This is a genomic window from Mesobacillus stamsii (genome assembly GCF_030814065.1).
Taxonomy (GTDB): Bacteria; Bacillota; Bacilli; order Bacillales; family Cytobacillaceae; genus Mesobacillus; species Mesobacillus stamsii.
In genome coordinates, this window is record NZ_JAUSUN010000011.1 from 1 (window position 1) to 18,124 (window position 18,124).

Consider the following 18,124-nt stretch of genomic DNA (forward strand, 5'->3'; position numbering starts at 1 on the left):
GCATGTATTAGGCACGCCGCCAGCGTTCGTCCTGAGCCAGGATCAAACTCTCCAAAAAAGAGTATGAGTTTAGCTCATAAGTTAAAACGTTGGCTAGTGATCCTCTATATAATAGAAGTCACTATAAATATTGTTTGTTGACGCTTGTTTGTTTAGTTTTCAAAGAACAAGTTAGTTAGCTTATCACCGTGAAGCGACTTTACTAATATACCATCTGACATTTTTTCTGTCAATGCCATTTCAAAAAAAGTTTTTTGTAATTAACCGTCTGCCGCAAAAACATTTTCACTGTGCTCAGCAGCGACGGTTATTAATATACCAAGTATTTTTCGATTGGTCAATAGGTTTTTCGTTTTTTTAGGATAACTTTTCAGCAACCTTATAATATCTGTGATAAATACTTTGCCCTTTTGTTTCAACGTTGACAACTTCGAGTATTTTTTTTTCAATTAAATATTCTACAAGAATTCCTAGGTCCACCGAATAAGGCAAAAGTTCCGGATGGGACATTAGATCACTGAACGCCCAATAATCTGCTCCTTCCATCACTTCGACCAAATGCTGGCTACCAATTTTTGTCCGTTTATGAATCAGGAATTCGCTAGCGAGGAACAGGAGCTCCAATCTTTTTTCTATTGTTTCTTCACTGCATATCAACTCTTCATATAATTTATAGATTTCTGGCTCAATCTGCTTCACTTGATGCCAGACGGTCACTTCGGGATGAAACCCATTCTCTATGACCGCAAGCCTCGCAAGGTGATGCAAGGAATGAACAACATAATTATAGGCATCCAAATAATTAAGGTTATCAAATAGCATCTTGCCATCTGAGTACCTTCTAATCAGTTTGGCAAATTCAATCCCTATTTTAATTTTACGACCCATAAACGGGAATTCTTTCAGTTCATGTTTCAACTCAGCAATTTTTTCATTTCGGTCAAAAACGATCTTCCCATTGTAAAGCCAATCAAAGATCTTTTTATTGTTGCCAGTTAGGAGCCATTCATGGATCTGCTTTTCGGTAACAATATGCATCGCTGCTTTTTTGTCTTGATAGGAATAATGTTTAACAAAAACAGGGTCCATATTTTCTTTAACTATAATCAGCAGAATGACATCAAATGTATCGGTTGCAGCGAGCGCTTTGTGCCGTTTCTCCACCGCAACCACTCCTATCGTGTTTGGATGGCTTGCCCGTTCTTGATAAATTGAACGAAGGATATCCTCCATAATAAACTCCTCCATTGGTTTGTTAGCATATATGTTCGACAATGATATCAAATCTCCTGCATTTCATCTAGCCAATTTTCGAATACAGTGGTGGACTTTTTATGATTATTCGGCAAAAAAAGTATGATATAGTTAGATTTTAGGGAGGGAAATTTCAAATGGGTAAGTACTCTAGTAAAATAAATAAAATCCGCACCTTTGCATTAAGCCTAATTTTCATTGGCTTCATTGTGATGTATGCCGGGATTTTCTTTCGCAGTTCATTTTTGGTTATGAGTATTTTCATGATTTTGGGATTGCTATTTATTATTGCCAGCACAGTAGTTTATTTTTGGATCGGATTGTTATCGACAAAGACTGTGCAAGTAGTTTGTCCTAATTGTGGAAAACAAACGAAAATGCTTGGCAGAGTGGATATTTGCATGTATTGCAACGAACCGTTAACTTTAGATGCTTCGCTCGAAGGCAAGGAATTCGATGAACAGTACAATCGAAAGAATAGGTAGGCGGCGCAGGTCTCCCTGATTAGCTAAACGCAGACAACGACTACCATCTAACGCCACTATCCTGATGAACATCATTGCTAGCTTACCTGGGCTCGGATGTCCGCCTGAATAAGTCATTTTGGACTTCATTAGGCGGACATAGCTCTCAACTCCACAGCCTTGCCAGGCGGAGTAGAAGTTTCGAATTTGTAGGAGCGGCACATAGATAAGCGAATCGAGGATTGAGGAGCCTGTCTGATGAAAATTTTTCAGCTATAATTCTTAATATTCATCCGTTTTTATTATATAAAAACATTCATTTCGAATGAAAATACATGGATTTTATTCCTAAGCTGGAGCTGAACCATTCTCAAAGAAATAAAGAAAAACCGGGCAAAAGCCGCCCGGTCCTTTTTGGTTTGGCTGATAATCGATTTCCACTCCAGACACTCGCTTTCCGTGGTGCAACTGGCGAGCCTCCTCCTCGCTTCGCTCAAACCTATTCCGATCGCAACCGAGCCTATCACTATCCAAATAAATAATTTCACCCCAAACCCTCACAGGATCGGTTTTTTGTTAAGAACATAGAATCTGTCAAGATAACCGGGCTTTCTTGACTACTTCCTCTCTACACCTTCAAACCTGTCAAAATAAATTTGTCCAGCATTAGCACATAGCCCAACGCTTAGGCAAGCCGTTTGCCGCTAACTCCTCGAGACGTTTTTCACCTTCGTGTCTATCAACAAAAAAGATTCGTTTAAGAATATTTGGCTCCATGTCTCGATTTTCCTGCAATTACAAAAAAGGTTAAGCATATAAATTCTGATATTATGAAAAAGCTGATAGCAACCGCCATCAGCTTTAAGTTTTAATGATTTTCTTTAGCGGAACACTCCGGACAAATGCCGTAAATCTCCATTCTGTGGTGCCCAACATTAAAACCTGTTACATGGGAAGCTAAATGTTCCACTTCGTCAAGGCCTGGGTAATGGAAGTCGACGATTTTTCCGCATCGGTCACAGATCACATGATAATGTTGAGATGTTACAAAGTCAAAACGACTGGAGGCATCCCCATATGTCAGTTCTTTGACCAATCCAACTTCACGGAATACTCTCAAATTGTTATAAACCGTCGCTACACTCATATTAGGGAATTTACCTTCTAGCGCTTTATAGATTTCATCAGCTGTAGGGTGCGACATGGAGTTTATTAAATATTCGAGTATCGCATGACGTTGCGGAGTAATACGGACTCCTGTATCCTTCAAGGTATCAAGGGCTTCTTTTAACTGACTCTGTACCACCGCCATGCACCTCATTTCTTTTTAGATTATCATTCTTATTTTATAATACTTATAAATAGTGTACTAATATTTATCTGCTTTTGTCAATATTACTACAGCTTACTCTTGATGCAAGGTTTGTTCTTGTGCTCCCAGATTCATATTCACATATCTGGCGGCAACAAATAAGAAGTCTGAAAGGCGATTTAAATAGGACAGGACAAGCGGGTTAATCTCATCTCCCAGTTCCACAGCCTGGCGTTCCGCTCTTCTAGCAACTGTCCTTGCGACATGAAGCGCAGCACCTGCCTGGTGGCCCCCAGGCAGAATAAAGTTCGTCAATTGCGGGAGAGCCGCATCCCAATCATCGATTTTCTTCTCCAATTCGTCTATATCCTTTGCTTCAAGCACCCATTTTACTTCTTTACCAGGAGGGGTGGCCAGTTCAGCTCCGACATGGAACAAACCGGTCTGGATCTTATGGAAAGTTTTTTGCATTTCTTCTTTTCCGTTGAAAAATTCTCCATTCAGATAACTGAGTGCCAATCCAATCATTGAATTCGCTTCATCACATGTACCATAAGCTTCAACGCGTTTATCACTTTTTGATACTCTTGTTCCGTAAATCAGCGAAGTTGTTCCTTTGTCCCCTGTCTTTGTATAGATTTTCATTCCTAGTACCCCCTATCCAGGTCAATGACATTGATAAAATCATTGGCTTTCCATACATATGTATGAAGGTTTTGCTTGAAAATTTCAAACGACCTTGGCAAATAATTTTTGGTTATACTTGAAATATGTGGCGTAACGGTAACATTTTCCATCGTCCAGAATGGATGACTTTCCATTAATGGTTCTTCATAGAAAACATCCAGATAAGCATGAGCGATCTTTTTTTCCTGAAGCGCGGCCAACAACACCTCATCTTGTACCAAATCACCACGGCCAATATTAATAAATGCAGAGGAATCTTTCATTAATTCAAAATCGTTCAAGTCGAGGAAATGCTTCGTTTCTTGTGTACTTGGCAATACTGAAACGATGAAATCTGCTTTTGGCAATGCTTGCCTGAAGGTTTCCATTGTATACATTTCGTCGGCCCATTCAGCTTGACGGCCGCTCCGGTTGACACCAATCGTTTGCATATTAAATGCTTTTGCCAAGCGGGCAACTTCTCCGCCGATCGCACCTATTCCTAGAATGAGCAATGTCTTACCGTACAATTCTCCCATTGGCAATTTACGTTCCCAAGTTTTGTTTCGTTCGTTTGACGATAACGTCTTCATCTGTTTGACATGCTGCAGCATCATTCCGATGGCAAACTCAGCCATCGGGATTTTGTGGATTCCTCGCACATTCGTAACCAGAATTCCGTGGTTTTTACACGCTTCAAACGGCAGTTTATCCAGACCCGCTGACATGACCATAATCCATTTGAGTTTATCTGTTTTGTCGATCATTTCTTCCGTTACATCTTCCCCATAAGTAAGGAAAACTTCTGCATCCAGAAATAAATCATCTTTTATCCCTTTATGGAATTCAAAATTCACTTGAGGAAATTCCCTTTTCACTTCTTCCTGCAGCGACTCAGCTGGAAGAATCGAGGAGTAAATATTCATTTTTACCAAACCCTTCGTTCTATTGTCGTACTATTAATTGTATTAATTTTCTTTTAATTTAACAACTAAAAAAGAAATCCGACGTAATTTCCGGGCTTTAAATTCTGTTTTTCTCATAAAAAAGGCGGACCGATTAAGTCCGCTAAAAGTTTTGAGGAGGTATGCCCTAATACAATGATATTCACTTCCTGCTGGAATGAATGGACAGTAGCCTGTTTCGGTAAAAATAGGCAGTGGGTTTACCCCTTTATGTTATATTTGCTCGCGATTGTTTCCCGATATAAATCAAGCGAAGGTTCGTCCTTCAGATTGGACAGCATTCCCTGAATTACCGGGATTCGGGGCAGTTCCATATCAATCTCCCTCTCGAGTACATCGAGCGTGATTAATAAGTCTTCTCTATTCTGAAGATCAGCAACTGTGTTTTTCATTTCATTGATCATCTTTTTAATGTCCTGGCCTTCAGTTAGGAAATATGCCTTTGTCTTTTTTATCAGTTCATCGACTTTTTCTTTTGTTGCCAGCGGCTCCTCTCCCTGCAATCCATCAACCAATGAATCCACTCTTCTAAGAATGTATCCAACTAATTCATCAATCTTGAATCCATCGGGATTGAATAGAAGCAGTTTTATATAAGAATTAATGACACCCTCGAGCATAAGTGCCATATCCCATAGATGCGGTTCGGCTTTTTTTCCATAAATTGCCCGCAGGCTGTCTTGATAAAACATTTGTGCTTCGTAATATTTGCGGATCATCAATTCTTTTACCTCTTTATTCAAGGGAATAGCCTGTTCTCTTGATTGCATGATAATGAATTCCTTATGCTCGAGCATCGCATGGAATAAAGCGGTCAACTTTAGTGAAAACTTTTCCCTTGGAGGTAGAACATAACTATCAAACACCTCAAGCTTTTTTTGGATATAATCAAAATAATATTCGAGAATTGCGATCAATAAAGCTTCTTTCGATTTGAAATATAGATAAAAAGCACCTTTGGATATTCCGCTTTCCGTGACAATTTCTTGAATGGAGGTTGCGGTGAACCCTTTCGTCGCATATAGCTTAATCGCTGCTTCGATGATTGCTTTTTCTTTTTCCTTCATCTTCATCACCTCCGATACACAATATCAATTGACTGACTGGTCATAGTAATAATTATACCTTATACCTACTAGCAAAACAGCAAAAAAGACAGCCATTTTTGGCTGCCTTAGAGTTTTAAAGGTTTTTTTTAATGAATTCGAGCGCTTCTTTTACATGGTCCTTTACTTTCACCTTCCTCCATTCCTTAACTAAATAACCTTCTTTATCAATAACAAATGTTGATCTTTCTATTCCCATATATTCTTTTCCAAAATTCTTCTTCCATTTCCATACTCCATATTCTTCCGCAACCCTATGGTTTTCGTCGACTAATAATTGAAAAGGTAAATGATATTTCTCTATGAACTTTTCATGTTTTGTTTGTGAGTCCGGACTCACTCCTAAAATAACACAATTAAGGTCTAGAAACTGTGAGTAATTATCTCGAAAATCACAGGCCTGAGTTGTACACCCTGGCGTCATATCTTTAGGATAGAAATAAAGCAACACTGTCTTCCCTACAAAATCTGATAACTTAATTAATTCGTTCTTGTTAGATAACAATTCAAATTCGGGTGCCTTTTCTCCTATTTCCAAATTCATTTTTCTCCCTCCAATCGGTTCCGTTATTTTATCGACTTCTCTACAAATCCAAACAAATGGATCTACTATCATTAGACTATCTAATTTCGGATTGGAATACAAATCAAGGACACTTCAGGAACGATTTTGGTCTAACATCGCTCTCGTCACAAACGCTGCAGGGATTGTATAACCGACTAGTGCTTCAAAAACAGCAATCGCTCGGCCGACTCCTACTGGCGCAATATCACCATATCCTACCGAAAACAGGGTGATCGCACTGAAGTACATACTCGTAGACATCCTTTCATACGATGAAGTGCTCGGACGCATGCTCTCATCAGATAGTACCCAAATTCCCTTCAAATCAAGCAAATAATACAGTAATCCAAATCCAGCCATCACCGTTGCATAAATCAGGGCAAATGTGAAAAAATTCTCGAACGAGACATGCTTGCCTTTAAGCTTTTGAGGAATGAATAATGTACGCAAACTCAAAAATATCGCTAAAACAATCAAGAAAACGGAAAAGTAAAATTGCATCTTCACGCCTCATTCCCTTCCTCTCTTCTCTTCACTATACGCTGGTGAAAATTGGAGTATGACAGCAAGTACACACGTGGTAATAACTAAAATTCATGATAAAATAAGGAAGCAGTTATATTTAGGAGGATTAATGATGCAAAGAACAAATTCTGAGCGAATACATAATGAAGCACTGGAACATATCGTGGGTGGCGTAAATAGTCCCTCGCGATCCTACAAGGCAGTCGGCGGCGCACCTGTGGTGATGGAGCGTGCCCAAGGTGCTTATTTCTGGGATGTTGACGGCAATCAATACATTGATTTTTTGGCAGCATACGGCCCGATCATCACTGGACATGCCCATCCGCATATCACCGCGGCAATTAAAAAAGCGGCCGAAACCGGCGTATTATATGGTACGCCAACGCCACATGAAGTGAAATTTGCGAAAATGCTGAAGGAAGCAATGCCTGCACTTGATAAAGTTCGTTTTGTGAATTCAGGGACAGAAGCAGTCATGACGACAATTCGCGTCGCCCGCGCTTATACAGGTCGGGATAAAATCATCAAGTTTGCTGGCTGCTACCATGGCCATTCAGATCTGGTACTTGTTGCAGCTGGCTCAGGGCCATCCACTCTTGGTACCCCTGATTCGGCTGGTGTGCCGAAAAGCATTGCCCAGGAAGTAATTACGGTGCCATTCAATAATATTGAACCTTTCAAGGAAGCTCTAAAAAAATGGGGAGACCAGATAGCGGCCGTTTTAGTCGAGCCAATTGTCGGTAATTTTGGAATTGTCGAGCCTAAACCAGGCTTTCTTGAGGCAGTGAAGGAGCTTACACACCAGGCAGGAGCGCTGATTATTTTTGATGAGGTGATCACTGCTTTTCGCTTTCAGTACGGAGGAGCGCAGGACTTATTGGGGATCACGCCAGACTTAACCGCGATGGGCAAAATTATTGGTGGTGGCCTGCCGATTGGCGCTTACGGCGGCCGGTCTGAAGTTATGGAGAAAGTCGCTCCGCTTGGTCCTGCATACCAGGCTGGTACAATGGCTGGCAACCCTGCTTCCATCCTTGCCGGAATTGCCTGCCTTGAAGTTTTGAAGCAGGATGGGGTGTACGAGTACCTTGATCAGCTTGGAGCGATGCTCGAGGAAGGAATCACTTCCGCTGCAAACAAGCATGGCATTTCCATCTCGATCAATCGTCTGAAAGGAGCGCTTACCATCTACTTCACTACTGAAAAGATTGAAAACTATGAGCAGGCAGAGAACACAGACGGTGAAATGTTTGCGCGTTTTTTCAACCTTATGCTTCAGCAGGGAATCAATCTAGCCCCTTCCAAATATGAGGCGTGGTTCGTTACAATTGCTCATACACAGGAAGATATCGAAGCGACCCTGAATGCAGTTGATCAGGCATTTTATTCAATGGTAAATGAATAAATATACAATATTTTATAAAAAACAGACATTCATCCGATGTCTGTTTTTTTAGGTTCCCACAATGAAAACGTTTACAATACTATCCCTTTATTCATCATCGCTTTCTATCAAAAAATATTTCTTCATCCAAAACAATGTATAAATAATTGATATCTGAAAATTCTTATGTTATAGTTGCTATTAATATTCGATAAATTCGCCATTTAAATGGCCGCTTTTCATTCCTTACTTTGCCTTCCCGTCAAAAGAGTTTTTACCCTCATGTACGAAGCGATTAAACGCCAAATCATAGATTATTTTTCAGGAGGTGAACCGGCTTTAAGGGAAACTTTATAAGCCGACTTTTATGACAACACAATGGAATCCTTCCCAATTTAAAGATTTCTCAAGATTCGAACACGATGCATGCGGAATTGTAGCCAGCATTGAAAAAAGAAAGCTGCCTACGCGCGAAAATATTTTTAACTGTATTGATGGACTTGTCACCATGAACCATCGTGCAGGCTTTATAAATGGTGAAGGGGATGGAGTCGGTGTGCACATCGACATTCCGCGGGCGCTCTGGAAAAAAAAGCTCATTGATTCTGGTACAGACGCAAGCGTTGTCGACAACGAAAACTTTGTGGTTGGACATGTTTTCATCACGAGAACGGATCAGGCAGAAGCAATCGTAACTAACCTTATTGCAAAGCTGGAAAACCAAAACATAAAGCCGCTCTTTTCATCAATTGAAGTAACCAATCCTGAAGCGCTTGGCCCGATTGCCATCCAGGAAAATCCTGTTTTTTGGCAGTTTGCATGTTCAGCTGATGTCACCGGACAGGAGCTTTCAAAAAAATTGTTTCAGATGATCATAGATTTCGAGGAAAACGACCAAGTGCATGTCGCTTCTCTCAGCCAGTATCATGCTGTATACAAAGTAATGGGCGCAGGGGACATTTTGCCGAAATACTATCATGACCTGGCAAGCCCACATGTAGCATCCACGATGACTCTTGGGCACAACCGTTATTCTACGAACACTTTATCCAGTTTTTTTCGTGTACAGCCATTTAGCGTCCTTGGTCATAATGGAGAAATCAATACAATTGCAAGACTGCGCGACGAAGCGCGAATGGTTAATGTCCCACTTGTCAAAGACGGAAGTGATTCACAGGATTTAAGCCGTACTATAGAAACATTCATCTGCCGTGATGGATTCTCTTTGTTTGAAGCAATGGACATGATGTTCCCGCCAATCATTAATGAAATGAAAGCTTATCCTGAACATCTGCAAGACTTATATACTTATATCCGCGAAGCATGGGGACATTTCGCCCAAGGACCTGCCGGCATCATTTCACGATTTGCCGATGAAGCAGTTTTCAGTGTAGACGCACTTGGACTTCGCCCGCTGTGGATGGTTGAAACGGAAAGCTCCTACCTGTTCTCGTCAGAGCCGGGAATCATTTCATCATCGGAGTATACCAATGATCCTAAGCCACTTGCACCAGGAGAAAAGGTCGGCCTGAAATGGAACGGGGACAAAATCGAAGTTTATGAAATGGAGCAATTTCAGAGTGCGGTCTTTCAGCGTTTTTCAGAGCGCCTTGCTTTCCAGGAAGCACGCCATCGCCTAGATGGTTCAAAGTTTGCCAAAACGATAACCATGACCTACCCAGAAAAAATTCATAACGGCCAATACAAAGCGTTTGGTTGGGAGCGTGATCACATCCAGCTCGTCGAACAGATGGCTGAAAAAGGAGCAGAGCCAATCCGCTCTCTTGGGCATGACGCTCCACTCGCTGCCATGAATCCGGAACGAAAAAATATTGCTGATTTTATCAAAGAAAGTGTCGCTGTTGTAACAAATCCAGCAATAGACCGTGACCGCGAGGCAGAACATTTTTCTACGCGGACGGTACTCGGCAAGCGCCCTTCGCTTTTTGCAAAAACGGAAACAGGAAAGGTCATCGAACTGCATACCCCTCTTCTCATTGAAGGCAAAGCTGGCTATGAGGCATCGTTGCAAACAGGCCAGCCAAGTATGGATCAGGTTATCCAATGCTATCAGGATGACAGGCTAGCGGCCTACCTGGAAACAGTTTTCCATAATGACGAAACGGTGAAGGATGGGCTTGAGAGATTAGCTAATGAGGCAATTGCTGCTGTGAAGGATGGCAAAACATTGCTAGTTCTTGACGATGCAATGGCCCATCAGGAGAATGCGCTCTGGCTCGATCCGCATCTGGTCGTTTCGGCGATCGATCAGGCTCTTGTAAAAGCAGGGTTGCGACGCGACTGCTCTCTCCTGGTTCGTTCCGCTTCCTTAAGATCGCTGCATGATATTATTGTTGCACTCGGACTCGGCGCAGACGCAGTCAGTCCATATTATATGTTTATGACTGTGCTTGATGAGTCCATCACACCGCTTGTGAATCTGTACAGCGCCCTGACGAAGGGTCTGGAAAAGGTGATTTCCACGATCGGTATCCATGAATTGCGCGGATACGGACGTCTCTTCTCAGCTATTGGCCTGAATGATGAGATAGCAGATTATTTAGTGATTGTAAACTTCTTTGGTTCCAATGAACTTGCATACAATTTCCACGCCATGAAAGAAGATGCATGGATAAGAGCGAAGGATTTTCAAAACGAAAAAGAACGAATCGGTAAGACGTTCCACCTCTTTCCTCGTATCTGGAAAGCAATTAGTGAGGTTGCTGCTACCGGTGACTACAATGTCTACCGCGACAAAATTGCCGAACAGGAAGTTAGTAACCCGACGACGATCCGTCATTTAACTGGATTGAAAAAGGGAGACGGAAAAGTTTCACCAGAAGAAGTTGACATCGGTGTAGGGGACCACAGCCTTCCGTTTGTCATCGCATCTATGTCATTCGGTTCGCAAAACGAAATCGCCTTCCGTGCATACGCTGAAGGCGCTGACCGTTTGAATATGGTCAGCATGAATGGGGAGGGCGGTGAAATCAAGGATATGCTAGGCAAGTATCCACGTACGCGTGGCCAGCAGATTGCTTCCGGACGTTTCGGAGTGAATGCTGAGCTGTTGAACTCCTCCAATCTGCTTGAGATCAAGATTGGTCAGGGAGCGAAGCCTGGCGAAGGTGGACACCTTCCTGGTTCAAAGGTTACGGCAAAAATTGCAGAAGCAAGGAATGCAACCATAGGTTCCGATTTGATTTCACCATCTAACAACCATGATATTTATTCCATTGAAGATCTTGCGCAAATGATCCATGAGCTCAAAACAGCCAATGATCAGGCACGTGTTGCCGTTAAGGTCCCAGTCGTTCCGAATATCGGTACAATTGCTGTCGGAATCGCCAAAGCAGGTGCTGATATTATCACCTTGAGTGGTTTTGACGGTGGTACAGGCGCTGCCCGCATACACGCACTGCAATTCGTCGGCTTGCCTGCAGAAATCGGCATTAAGGCTGCACACAACGCTTTGCTTGAAGCAGGATTGCGCGACAAAGTCGAAATCTGGGCTGACGGTGGTGTGAAGAGTGCCCAGGATGTGATCAAGTACATGCTACTAGGTGCAAACCGCGTAGGCTTCGGCACATTATCGATGCTTGCCATCGGCTGTACAACTTGCCGCGGCTGCCACCTGGATACATGCCATGTTGGAATTGCAACGCAAATTGACACGGAAGCACAGGCGAAGGAACATGGATTGCGCCGTTTCGTACCGCGACAATTCGATCTTGCAGTCCAGGGCATCATGAATTTGTTCACTGCATTCGGAAACGAATTGAAGGCGCTAGCTGCATCGGCCGGAATTAAGAATCTGCAGGATGCGGTTGGACGCTCCGACTTGCTCGAACAGATTAAAGGAGAAGACTTGCTTGATTTGTCCTACCTGCTGAAGCCGCTTGAAATTAAACAGATTATGCACCACAAAGAAGCTGCTGCGGCAATGGCATCGGCACAGCTTCAAGTCGCTGCCGGAGCTGAGTATCTTGATGCCATTGATGAGGAGCTTCATCAGTCACGCGAATTCCAGGCAGTCACTGCCGAACAGCGAGTGTTGGCCAGCAGGGTTTCCTGCCACCGTGTCCGCGGCAGACTGGATGGCTCCTATCGCAAGCTGCAGCCAGTCACACTCCGTTACAAAGGTTCTATTCTTGGAAACGGACTTGGCGCTTATAACACAGAAGGAATCAACATCGAAATTGACGGCGGCGGTCAGGACGGAGTCGGCAAGACTTCCTTTGGCGGTGCGATTTCAATCGCAAAATCCCCTGGCAAGGATGGCGGTTACTACAATGGTTCAGTCGGTAAAGGATTCGGCTACGGAGCACAGAAAGGATTGCTCATCGCTCAGGGTAATGCCGATGCACGTGCCGGTATCCGTTTATCTGGTGCAGATATGATTATCGGCGGACTTGTGAAAAAACCAATCCCTGAAAAAGAATTCGGCAACATCGGAACAAGCGCCAATATCAAAGGGTTTGCGTTTGAGTATATGACCAATGGCCGCGGACTTGTTCTCGGCGATCCGGGACCATGGATTTGCGCAGGGATGACCGGCGGTGTCGTCTACCTGAGACACCAGCCAGAAATGGGCTTAACAAAAGCAGCCCTCACCCGCCGGATAGCAAAAGGTGCCAAGGTTTCAATCGAATCACTTTCCGCAAAAGGTATCCAAGATGTAACGGAAATGCTTACTGCCTACATGGAAATGCTGGTACGCCATGGCCAGGAAAACGAAGCGAAAGCTCTCGCATTAATAATGGAACAACCAGAAGATCATTTTGTCCAGGTCCTTCCTGTCAAAGAACAGGCAGATCCAGCTGTATCGACAGAATAATAGCAAATTGAAACTGGCCCCGTTGCAGAAACGGGGCCAGTTTTCGTATCAATTGGTACTCACTTCGGAAAAACAGATGAAAAAACCAACTGTAAACACTTTCATTTAAAAAAGGTTTGCTTTTTGGTGAATTGTCGCTTGAACTTCTTCCGGATCCGTTGTATAGTACATAATTGTTTAGTTTTAAATGAATTGGTTTAAAGTAGTAATAATTTCACTTTTTTTAGTTAACGAATGAGATAGTTTTTTTATCTCTTATGAAAGGAATTTACCCAATGAAACTTGGTGCCCGCATCTTGAAAACGGGAATTGCCATTACGCTTGCATTATTTTTATCGAATCTTTTTCATCTGCCGTCACCAGTATTTGCCGGAATTGCGGCAATCTTTGCCCTGCAGCCAACTGTATATCGCTCTTATCAATCGATTATTGAACATATTCAGGGCAATCTGATCGGTGCAGCCATCGCAGTGTTGTTCGTCATGGCTTTTGGCAACAGCATTTTCATTATCGGTCTTGCAGCTGTATTGGTGATTACGATAAACCTTAAGCTGAATTTAGAAAAGACGATCGCCCTTTCCCTAGTAACCTTAATTGCGATTATGGAAACTCCTGGCGATAATTTCATCCAGTTTGCCATAATCCGTTTTTCAACTATCATGCTTGGGGTTGTATCGGCGTTCATCGTCAATCTTGTTTTCCTGCCCCCAAAGTATGAAAACAAACTTTATTATAAGAGTTCTATTTTATCAGAAGAAATTACGAAATGGATCAGATTGAGCACCCGTCACGCCTCCGAGCATCAGCTGCTTAAGGTAGATATTGAGACACTTCGTGAAGGCATTATCAAGCTTGATCAGCTGTACATGATGTACAAAGAAGAACGGGATTATTTTAAAAACAATAAACTCGCTAAATCCCGTAAGCTCGTCATTTATAGACAGATGATCAGTGCGGTAAAAAAGTCATTGGAAACACTGAAGAGACTTCATCGATATGAGAATGAATTCAATCAGCTTCCAGAAGAATTCCAGGAAGTCATCCAGCATCAGCTGGACTGCCTGATCAATCATCATGAACAAGTAATGCTCAAGTATGTCGGCAAAGTCCGCCCTGAACCGACCTATATCTCAGGGGATGTATGCCTGAATAAAAAACAGCTATTTGAATTGTTTCTGACGCAAAAACATGGGCTGGACCAGACAAACAGCCAGTTGCAGTACCACGTCATGCAATTAGTCTCGATCATCATGGAATATGGCGAGCAGGTGGAACACCTCGATAAACTTGTGACCAGCTTCCAGTCTTACCATAAAGACGATGGCAAGGTCACGATCGAACAAAATACAGAAATTTAAAAGCAGCTGAGATTTCAGCTGCTTTTAAATTCTGTTAGCTCTTCATTCGTGGGTCCAGTGCATCTCTCATGCCATCACCCATCAGGTTGAAGCCAAGAACAGTCAGCATGATCGCAATCCCTGGAAAAATCATTGTCCATGGTGCCTGGATCATGAACTGCTTTGCGTCAGCCAGCATTTTTCCCCATTCGGGATTTGGCGCTTCTGCCCCTAGCCCAAGGAATCCAAGTGCAGCAGCTTCGATAATCGCCGTCGCAATCGCCAGTGTTCCCTGAACAATAATCGGTGCCATGCTGTTTGGAAGGATATGCTGGAATAAAATCCTGCTGTCCTTCATTCCAACCGCCCTGGCAGCCATAATATATTCTTCTTCTTTCACACTAAGAACCCTGGAACGAATCAGTCTGCCAAAGTTTGGGATATTAATAACAGCAATCGCAATGAGCGCATTTTGCAGGGAAGGTCCAAGAACAGAAACGATGGCAATTGCCAGCAGGATACTAGGGAAGGCCAACATTATATCAAATGCTCTTGAAATGACTGCATCGATCCATTTTCCATAATAACCGGCAAGAATTCCTAGCAAACAGCCAATAACGATCGAACCCATCACGGCAAAAGTTCCTACCCATAAAGAAATCCTTGCTCCAAAAACAACCCTGGAAAAGATATCACGTCCAAAGTCATCAGTCCCAAACCAGTGATCTGCTGACGGAGCCTGAAGACGGGCATCCAATTTCTGGTCATTGATCCCCTCTGGCGCAATCACTGGAGCAAAAATTGCCAACAAAATAAAGAACAAGACGATCATCATTCCGATAACCGCAAGTTTATTTTTCTTGAAACTATACCATGCTTCTGCCCAGGGAGACGCCACTTTTTCCTCTGCCTGTACGGCCGGCGGCATTTGTTTTTGAGTTGAAATCTCCATCTATCTCTCCCCTTCCATCAATGGTATTTAATCCTCGGATCAACTGCTGCATACAATAAGTCAACGACAAGGTTAATTAGGACAAAAATCAAGGCTATGATAAGAATCCCGGACTGAATGACGGGATAATCACGGTAACCAATTGCTTCGTAAATATAACGGCCAATTCCCGGCCAACTAAAGATTGTTTCCGTTAGAATTGCTCCGCCAAGGAGAAGCCCAGTTTGCAGACCGATGACCGTCAAAACTGGAATGATGGCATTTTTCAATGAATGTTTATACACAACCCAGAACATGCTCAAACCCTTTGCTCTGGCTGTCCTAATAAAATCAGATCTCATGACCTCGAGCATCGCGGAGCGCGTGATTCTCGCTATGATAGCCATAGGGATTGTTGCCAGCGCAGCTGCTGGCAGCACAAGATGTTTCAGCACTTCGACAAACTGGGCAGTCTGACCCTGAATTAGCGTATCGATTAGATAAAAATTCGTGATCGCCTCTACAGGATTGCGGACTTCTTCCCGCCCAGAGGTTGGCAGAATATCCAGATTGATTGCAAACACCCACTGTTCCATCAAACCTAACCAAAAAATTGGCATGGATACGCCAATAAGAGCTAGTACCATCGCTGCATAGTCAAACCAAGAGTTCTGAAACCAAGCACTGATGATGCCTGCGTTTACACCAATTACAATTGCAATCATCATTGCCACAAAGGAAAGCTCCATTGTCGCTGCGAGATATGGCCAGACCTCCGTGCTGATCGCAGATTTTGTTCTTAATGATTCACCAAGATCGCCGGTCAGCAGTCCGCCGAGATAATGGAAATATTGCACATACCAAGGCTGATCGAGTCCCAGCTCTCTAGTCAAATCCGCGATTGCCTCTTTGGTCGCCAGCTGACCGAGAATGACTTGGGCAGGATCACCAGGAATTGCCCGGATCATGAAAAATACAATAAGAGAAAGTCCAAATAGCACTGGTATTAATGAAAATATTCTTCTGACAGAATAGGTAAACAACCTTCCCGCCTCCTCTCTAATAAACAGGCAAGCACCTGCAACTTAAAAAAAGGGAGAATGCATATGTTCTCCCTTTTCCTGATGCATTATTTCGTGAATTCAACCGTTGCAAGCAGGTCTGATCCTGTTGGATGCGGCTTGAAGCCAGTTATATCAGCCCTGCCTGCAAGAGCAGGCTCGGAGTGGACTAGTGGAATCCAAGGAGCATCTTCTTTGATTAACAATTGAGCTTCTTTATAAAGTTTTTCCCGTTCAGCCTGGTCATTGGTAGATTGAGCCTTGATAAACAGATCATGTACTTCCTGGTTGGCATAGCGTGCATAGTTATTACTGTCGATGTTATCCTGGTCTAAAAGCACATACAGGAAGTTGTCAGCATCACCATTGTCGCCTGTCCAGCCAAGCAAGAAAGTATCTGCTTCACCGACACGGGTTTTTTCAAGGTAAGTTGCCCACTCATAAGAAACGATCTTTGCTTTTACGCCAACATCTTCAAAATCTTTCTGAATGGCTTCTGCGACTTTCTTTCCATCAGGCATATAAGGTCTTGCAACCGGCATAGCCCATAGCTCTATTTCGAAACCATCTTCAAAGCCTGCTTCTTTAAGAAGCGCCTTTGCTTTTTCAGGATCGTACTCATATGGTTCGACGTCATCATTGTAACCAGCTACCGTTTTTGGCATTGGATTCTTTGCAGGCTCGGCAGCACCAGCAAAGAAAGCATCGATTATCGCTTGCTTATTCACTGCATAGTTTAGTGCTTGGCGGACCTTCTTGTCTTTAAGCGGTCCTCGTTCGGTGTTCAACCCAAGGTAGGCAACGTTTAAAGACGGTCGATAAAATGTCTGAAGTTCTGGATTGCTTTCAATTGACTCGACATCGCTAAAGTTCACTCCGTCGATAATATCCACTTCTCCGGTGTTTAATGCGTTCATACGGGCAGAGTTTTCTGGGATGACACGGAAAATCACTTCATCCATCTTCGGAAGCCCGTCCTGCCAGTAGTCTTCATTCTTCACCAAAGTAATTCTATCATTTCGCTTCCATTCCACGAACTTGAATGGCCCGGTACCTACTGGGTTTTCATTATACTTATCACCATGTTTCTTAACTGCTTCTGGACTTGCAATCCCGAAAGGAGACATCGCAAGGTTTTTGTAGAAAGGTGCCAAAATGCGGTTCAAAGTGAATTCAACCGTATATTCATCCACTGCTTTTACTTCTTTGATCACATCCCCAAATTGTGAGTTATAATAATAGAATTGTTCCGCATTTCCTGCCTTCCAACGCTCAAAATTGAAGACGACGGCTTCGGCGTTGAAGTCTGTTCCATCATGGAATTTAACTCCTTCACGCAATTTCAATGTGTGTTTCAAGCCATCCGCAGATTCTTCCCAGCTCTCAGCAAGTCCTGGCTGTATTTCTGTATCCTGCTCACCGAAATTGATGAGAGTTTCATAGATGTTCTTCGTTACTTTAAACGATTCCCCTTCTGTAGTAATTGCCGGATCAAGCGATGTTGAATCACCACCACGGCCAAATACCAAGGTTCCCCCTGACGATGATCCGCCATCAGCGCCCGATTCACCGCCTGTTTTTTTGCCTCCGGAATCATTATTACAGCCGGCAAGCCCAATGCTAAGAATAAAGATAAACGCCAAAAACATGAATCTAATACGCTTTTTCATATTCTTCCCCCTCGTTTTTTATTTTGGACCGGATCATTTGTCCAGTC

Annotated in this window: 14 protein-coding genes and 1 rRNA gene; 4 read left to right on the forward strand and 11 right to left on the reverse strand. The window is 43.0% G+C overall.

The genetic code is table 11. From position 1 onward, the window contains the following. Positions 1-58 (reverse strand): 16S ribosomal RNA (locus J2S25_RS10455); the annotation flags it as partial. Positions 59-357: 299 nt separating this feature from the next. After that, the gene (locus J2S25_RS10460; RefSeq protein WP_044396726.1) at positions 358-1,233 is read right to left on the reverse strand and encodes a nucleotidyltransferase-like protein; all 876 of its coding nucleotides are present in this window, start codon (positions 1,231-1,233) and stop codon (positions 358-360) included. A gap of 158 nt (positions 1,234-1,391) precedes the next feature. On the opposite strand from J2S25_RS10460, the gene J2S25_RS10465 reads away from it, so the two are divergent. Next, positions 1,392-1,739, forward strand: a complete 348-nt coding sequence (locus J2S25_RS10465; RefSeq protein WP_044396728.1) for a YgzB family protein — start codon at positions 1,392-1,394, stop codon at positions 1,737-1,739. Positions 1,740-2,586: 847 nt separating this feature from the next. On the opposite strand, the gene perR is transcribed toward J2S25_RS10465, so the two are convergent. The 6 genes from perR to J2S25_RS10495 form a co-directional block, all read right to left on the reverse strand. Beyond that, positions 2,587-3,030 carry a peroxide-responsive transcriptional repressor PerR gene (gene perR, locus J2S25_RS10470; RefSeq protein WP_044394058.1) on the reverse strand — a complete coding sequence of 148 codons (444 nt, stop codon included), beginning with the start codon at positions 3,028-3,030 and terminating at the stop codon, positions 2,587-2,589. Between the two features lie 93 nt (positions 3,031-3,123). Continuing rightward, positions 3,124-3,675 (reverse strand): cob(I)yrinic acid a,c-diamide adenosyltransferase, encoded by a 552-nt coding sequence (locus J2S25_RS10475; RefSeq protein WP_044394059.1) that lies wholly within the window; start codon positions 3,673-3,675, stop codon positions 3,124-3,126. A 2-nt stretch (positions 3,676-3,677) separates the two neighbouring features. Then, complete coding sequence (locus tag J2S25_RS10480; RefSeq protein ID WP_044394061.1) at positions 3,678-4,622, reverse strand: D-2-hydroxyacid dehydrogenase; 945 nt, start codon at positions 4,620-4,622, stop codon at positions 3,678-3,680. 239 nt (positions 4,623-4,861) lie between these two features. Then, entirely contained in the window at positions 4,862-5,728 is an 867-nt protein-coding gene (locus J2S25_RS10485) for a TetR/AcrR family transcriptional regulator (protein WP_044394062.1), read from the reverse strand. A 115-nt stretch (positions 5,729-5,843) separates the two neighbouring features. Further along, complete coding sequence (gene bcp, locus J2S25_RS10490; RefSeq protein ID WP_044394064.1) at positions 5,844-6,311, reverse strand: thioredoxin-dependent thiol peroxidase; 468 nt, start codon at positions 6,309-6,311, stop codon at positions 5,844-5,846. Between the two features lie 114 nt (positions 6,312-6,425). Next, on the reverse strand, positions 6,426-6,833 hold the full coding sequence (locus J2S25_RS10495; RefSeq protein ID WP_044394066.1) for a potassium channel family protein: 408 nt from the start codon (positions 6,831-6,833) through the stop codon (positions 6,426-6,428). Positions 6,834-6,969: 136 nt separating this feature from the next. Between J2S25_RS10495 and J2S25_RS10500 the strand changes: the two genes are divergently transcribed. From J2S25_RS10500 to J2S25_RS10510, 3 genes are all read left to right on the forward strand, one after another. Then, positions 6,970-8,262 carry a glutamate-1-semialdehyde 2,1-aminomutase gene (locus J2S25_RS10500; protein WP_044394068.1) on the forward strand — a complete coding sequence of 431 codons (1,293 nt, stop codon included), beginning with the start codon at positions 6,970-6,972 and terminating at the stop codon, positions 8,260-8,262. Between the two features lie 346 nt (positions 8,263-8,608). Further along, on the forward strand, positions 8,609-13,078 hold the full coding sequence (locus J2S25_RS10505) for a glutamate synthase-related protein (RefSeq protein WP_044394070.1): 4,470 nt from the start codon (positions 8,609-8,611) through the stop codon (positions 13,076-13,078). Between the two features lie 275 nt (positions 13,079-13,353). Continuing rightward, positions 13,354-14,436: an FUSC family protein gene (locus J2S25_RS10510; RefSeq protein WP_044394072.1), complete on the forward strand. Its 1,083-nt coding sequence runs from the start codon at positions 13,354-13,356 to the stop codon at positions 14,434-14,436. Positions 14,437-14,470: 34 nt separating this feature from the next. Here J2S25_RS10510 and J2S25_RS10515 read toward each other — a convergent pair whose 3' ends face one another. From J2S25_RS10515 to J2S25_RS10525, 3 genes are all read right to left on the reverse strand, one after another. Beyond that, a complete protein-coding gene (locus tag J2S25_RS10515; RefSeq protein WP_044394074.1) occupies positions 14,471-15,367 on the reverse strand; it encodes an ABC transporter permease in 897 nt (298 codons plus the stop codon). A 17-nt stretch (positions 15,368-15,384) separates the two neighbouring features. Further along, a complete protein-coding gene (locus J2S25_RS10520) occupies positions 15,385-16,389 on the reverse strand; it encodes an ABC transporter permease (RefSeq protein ID WP_044394076.1) in 1,005 nt (334 codons plus the stop codon). 86 nt (positions 16,390-16,475) lie between these two features. Next, a complete protein-coding gene (locus tag J2S25_RS10525) occupies positions 16,476-18,077 on the reverse strand; it encodes an ABC transporter substrate-binding protein (RefSeq protein WP_044394077.1) in 1,602 nt (533 codons plus the stop codon). Positions 18,078-18,124: the final 47 nt, after the last annotated feature.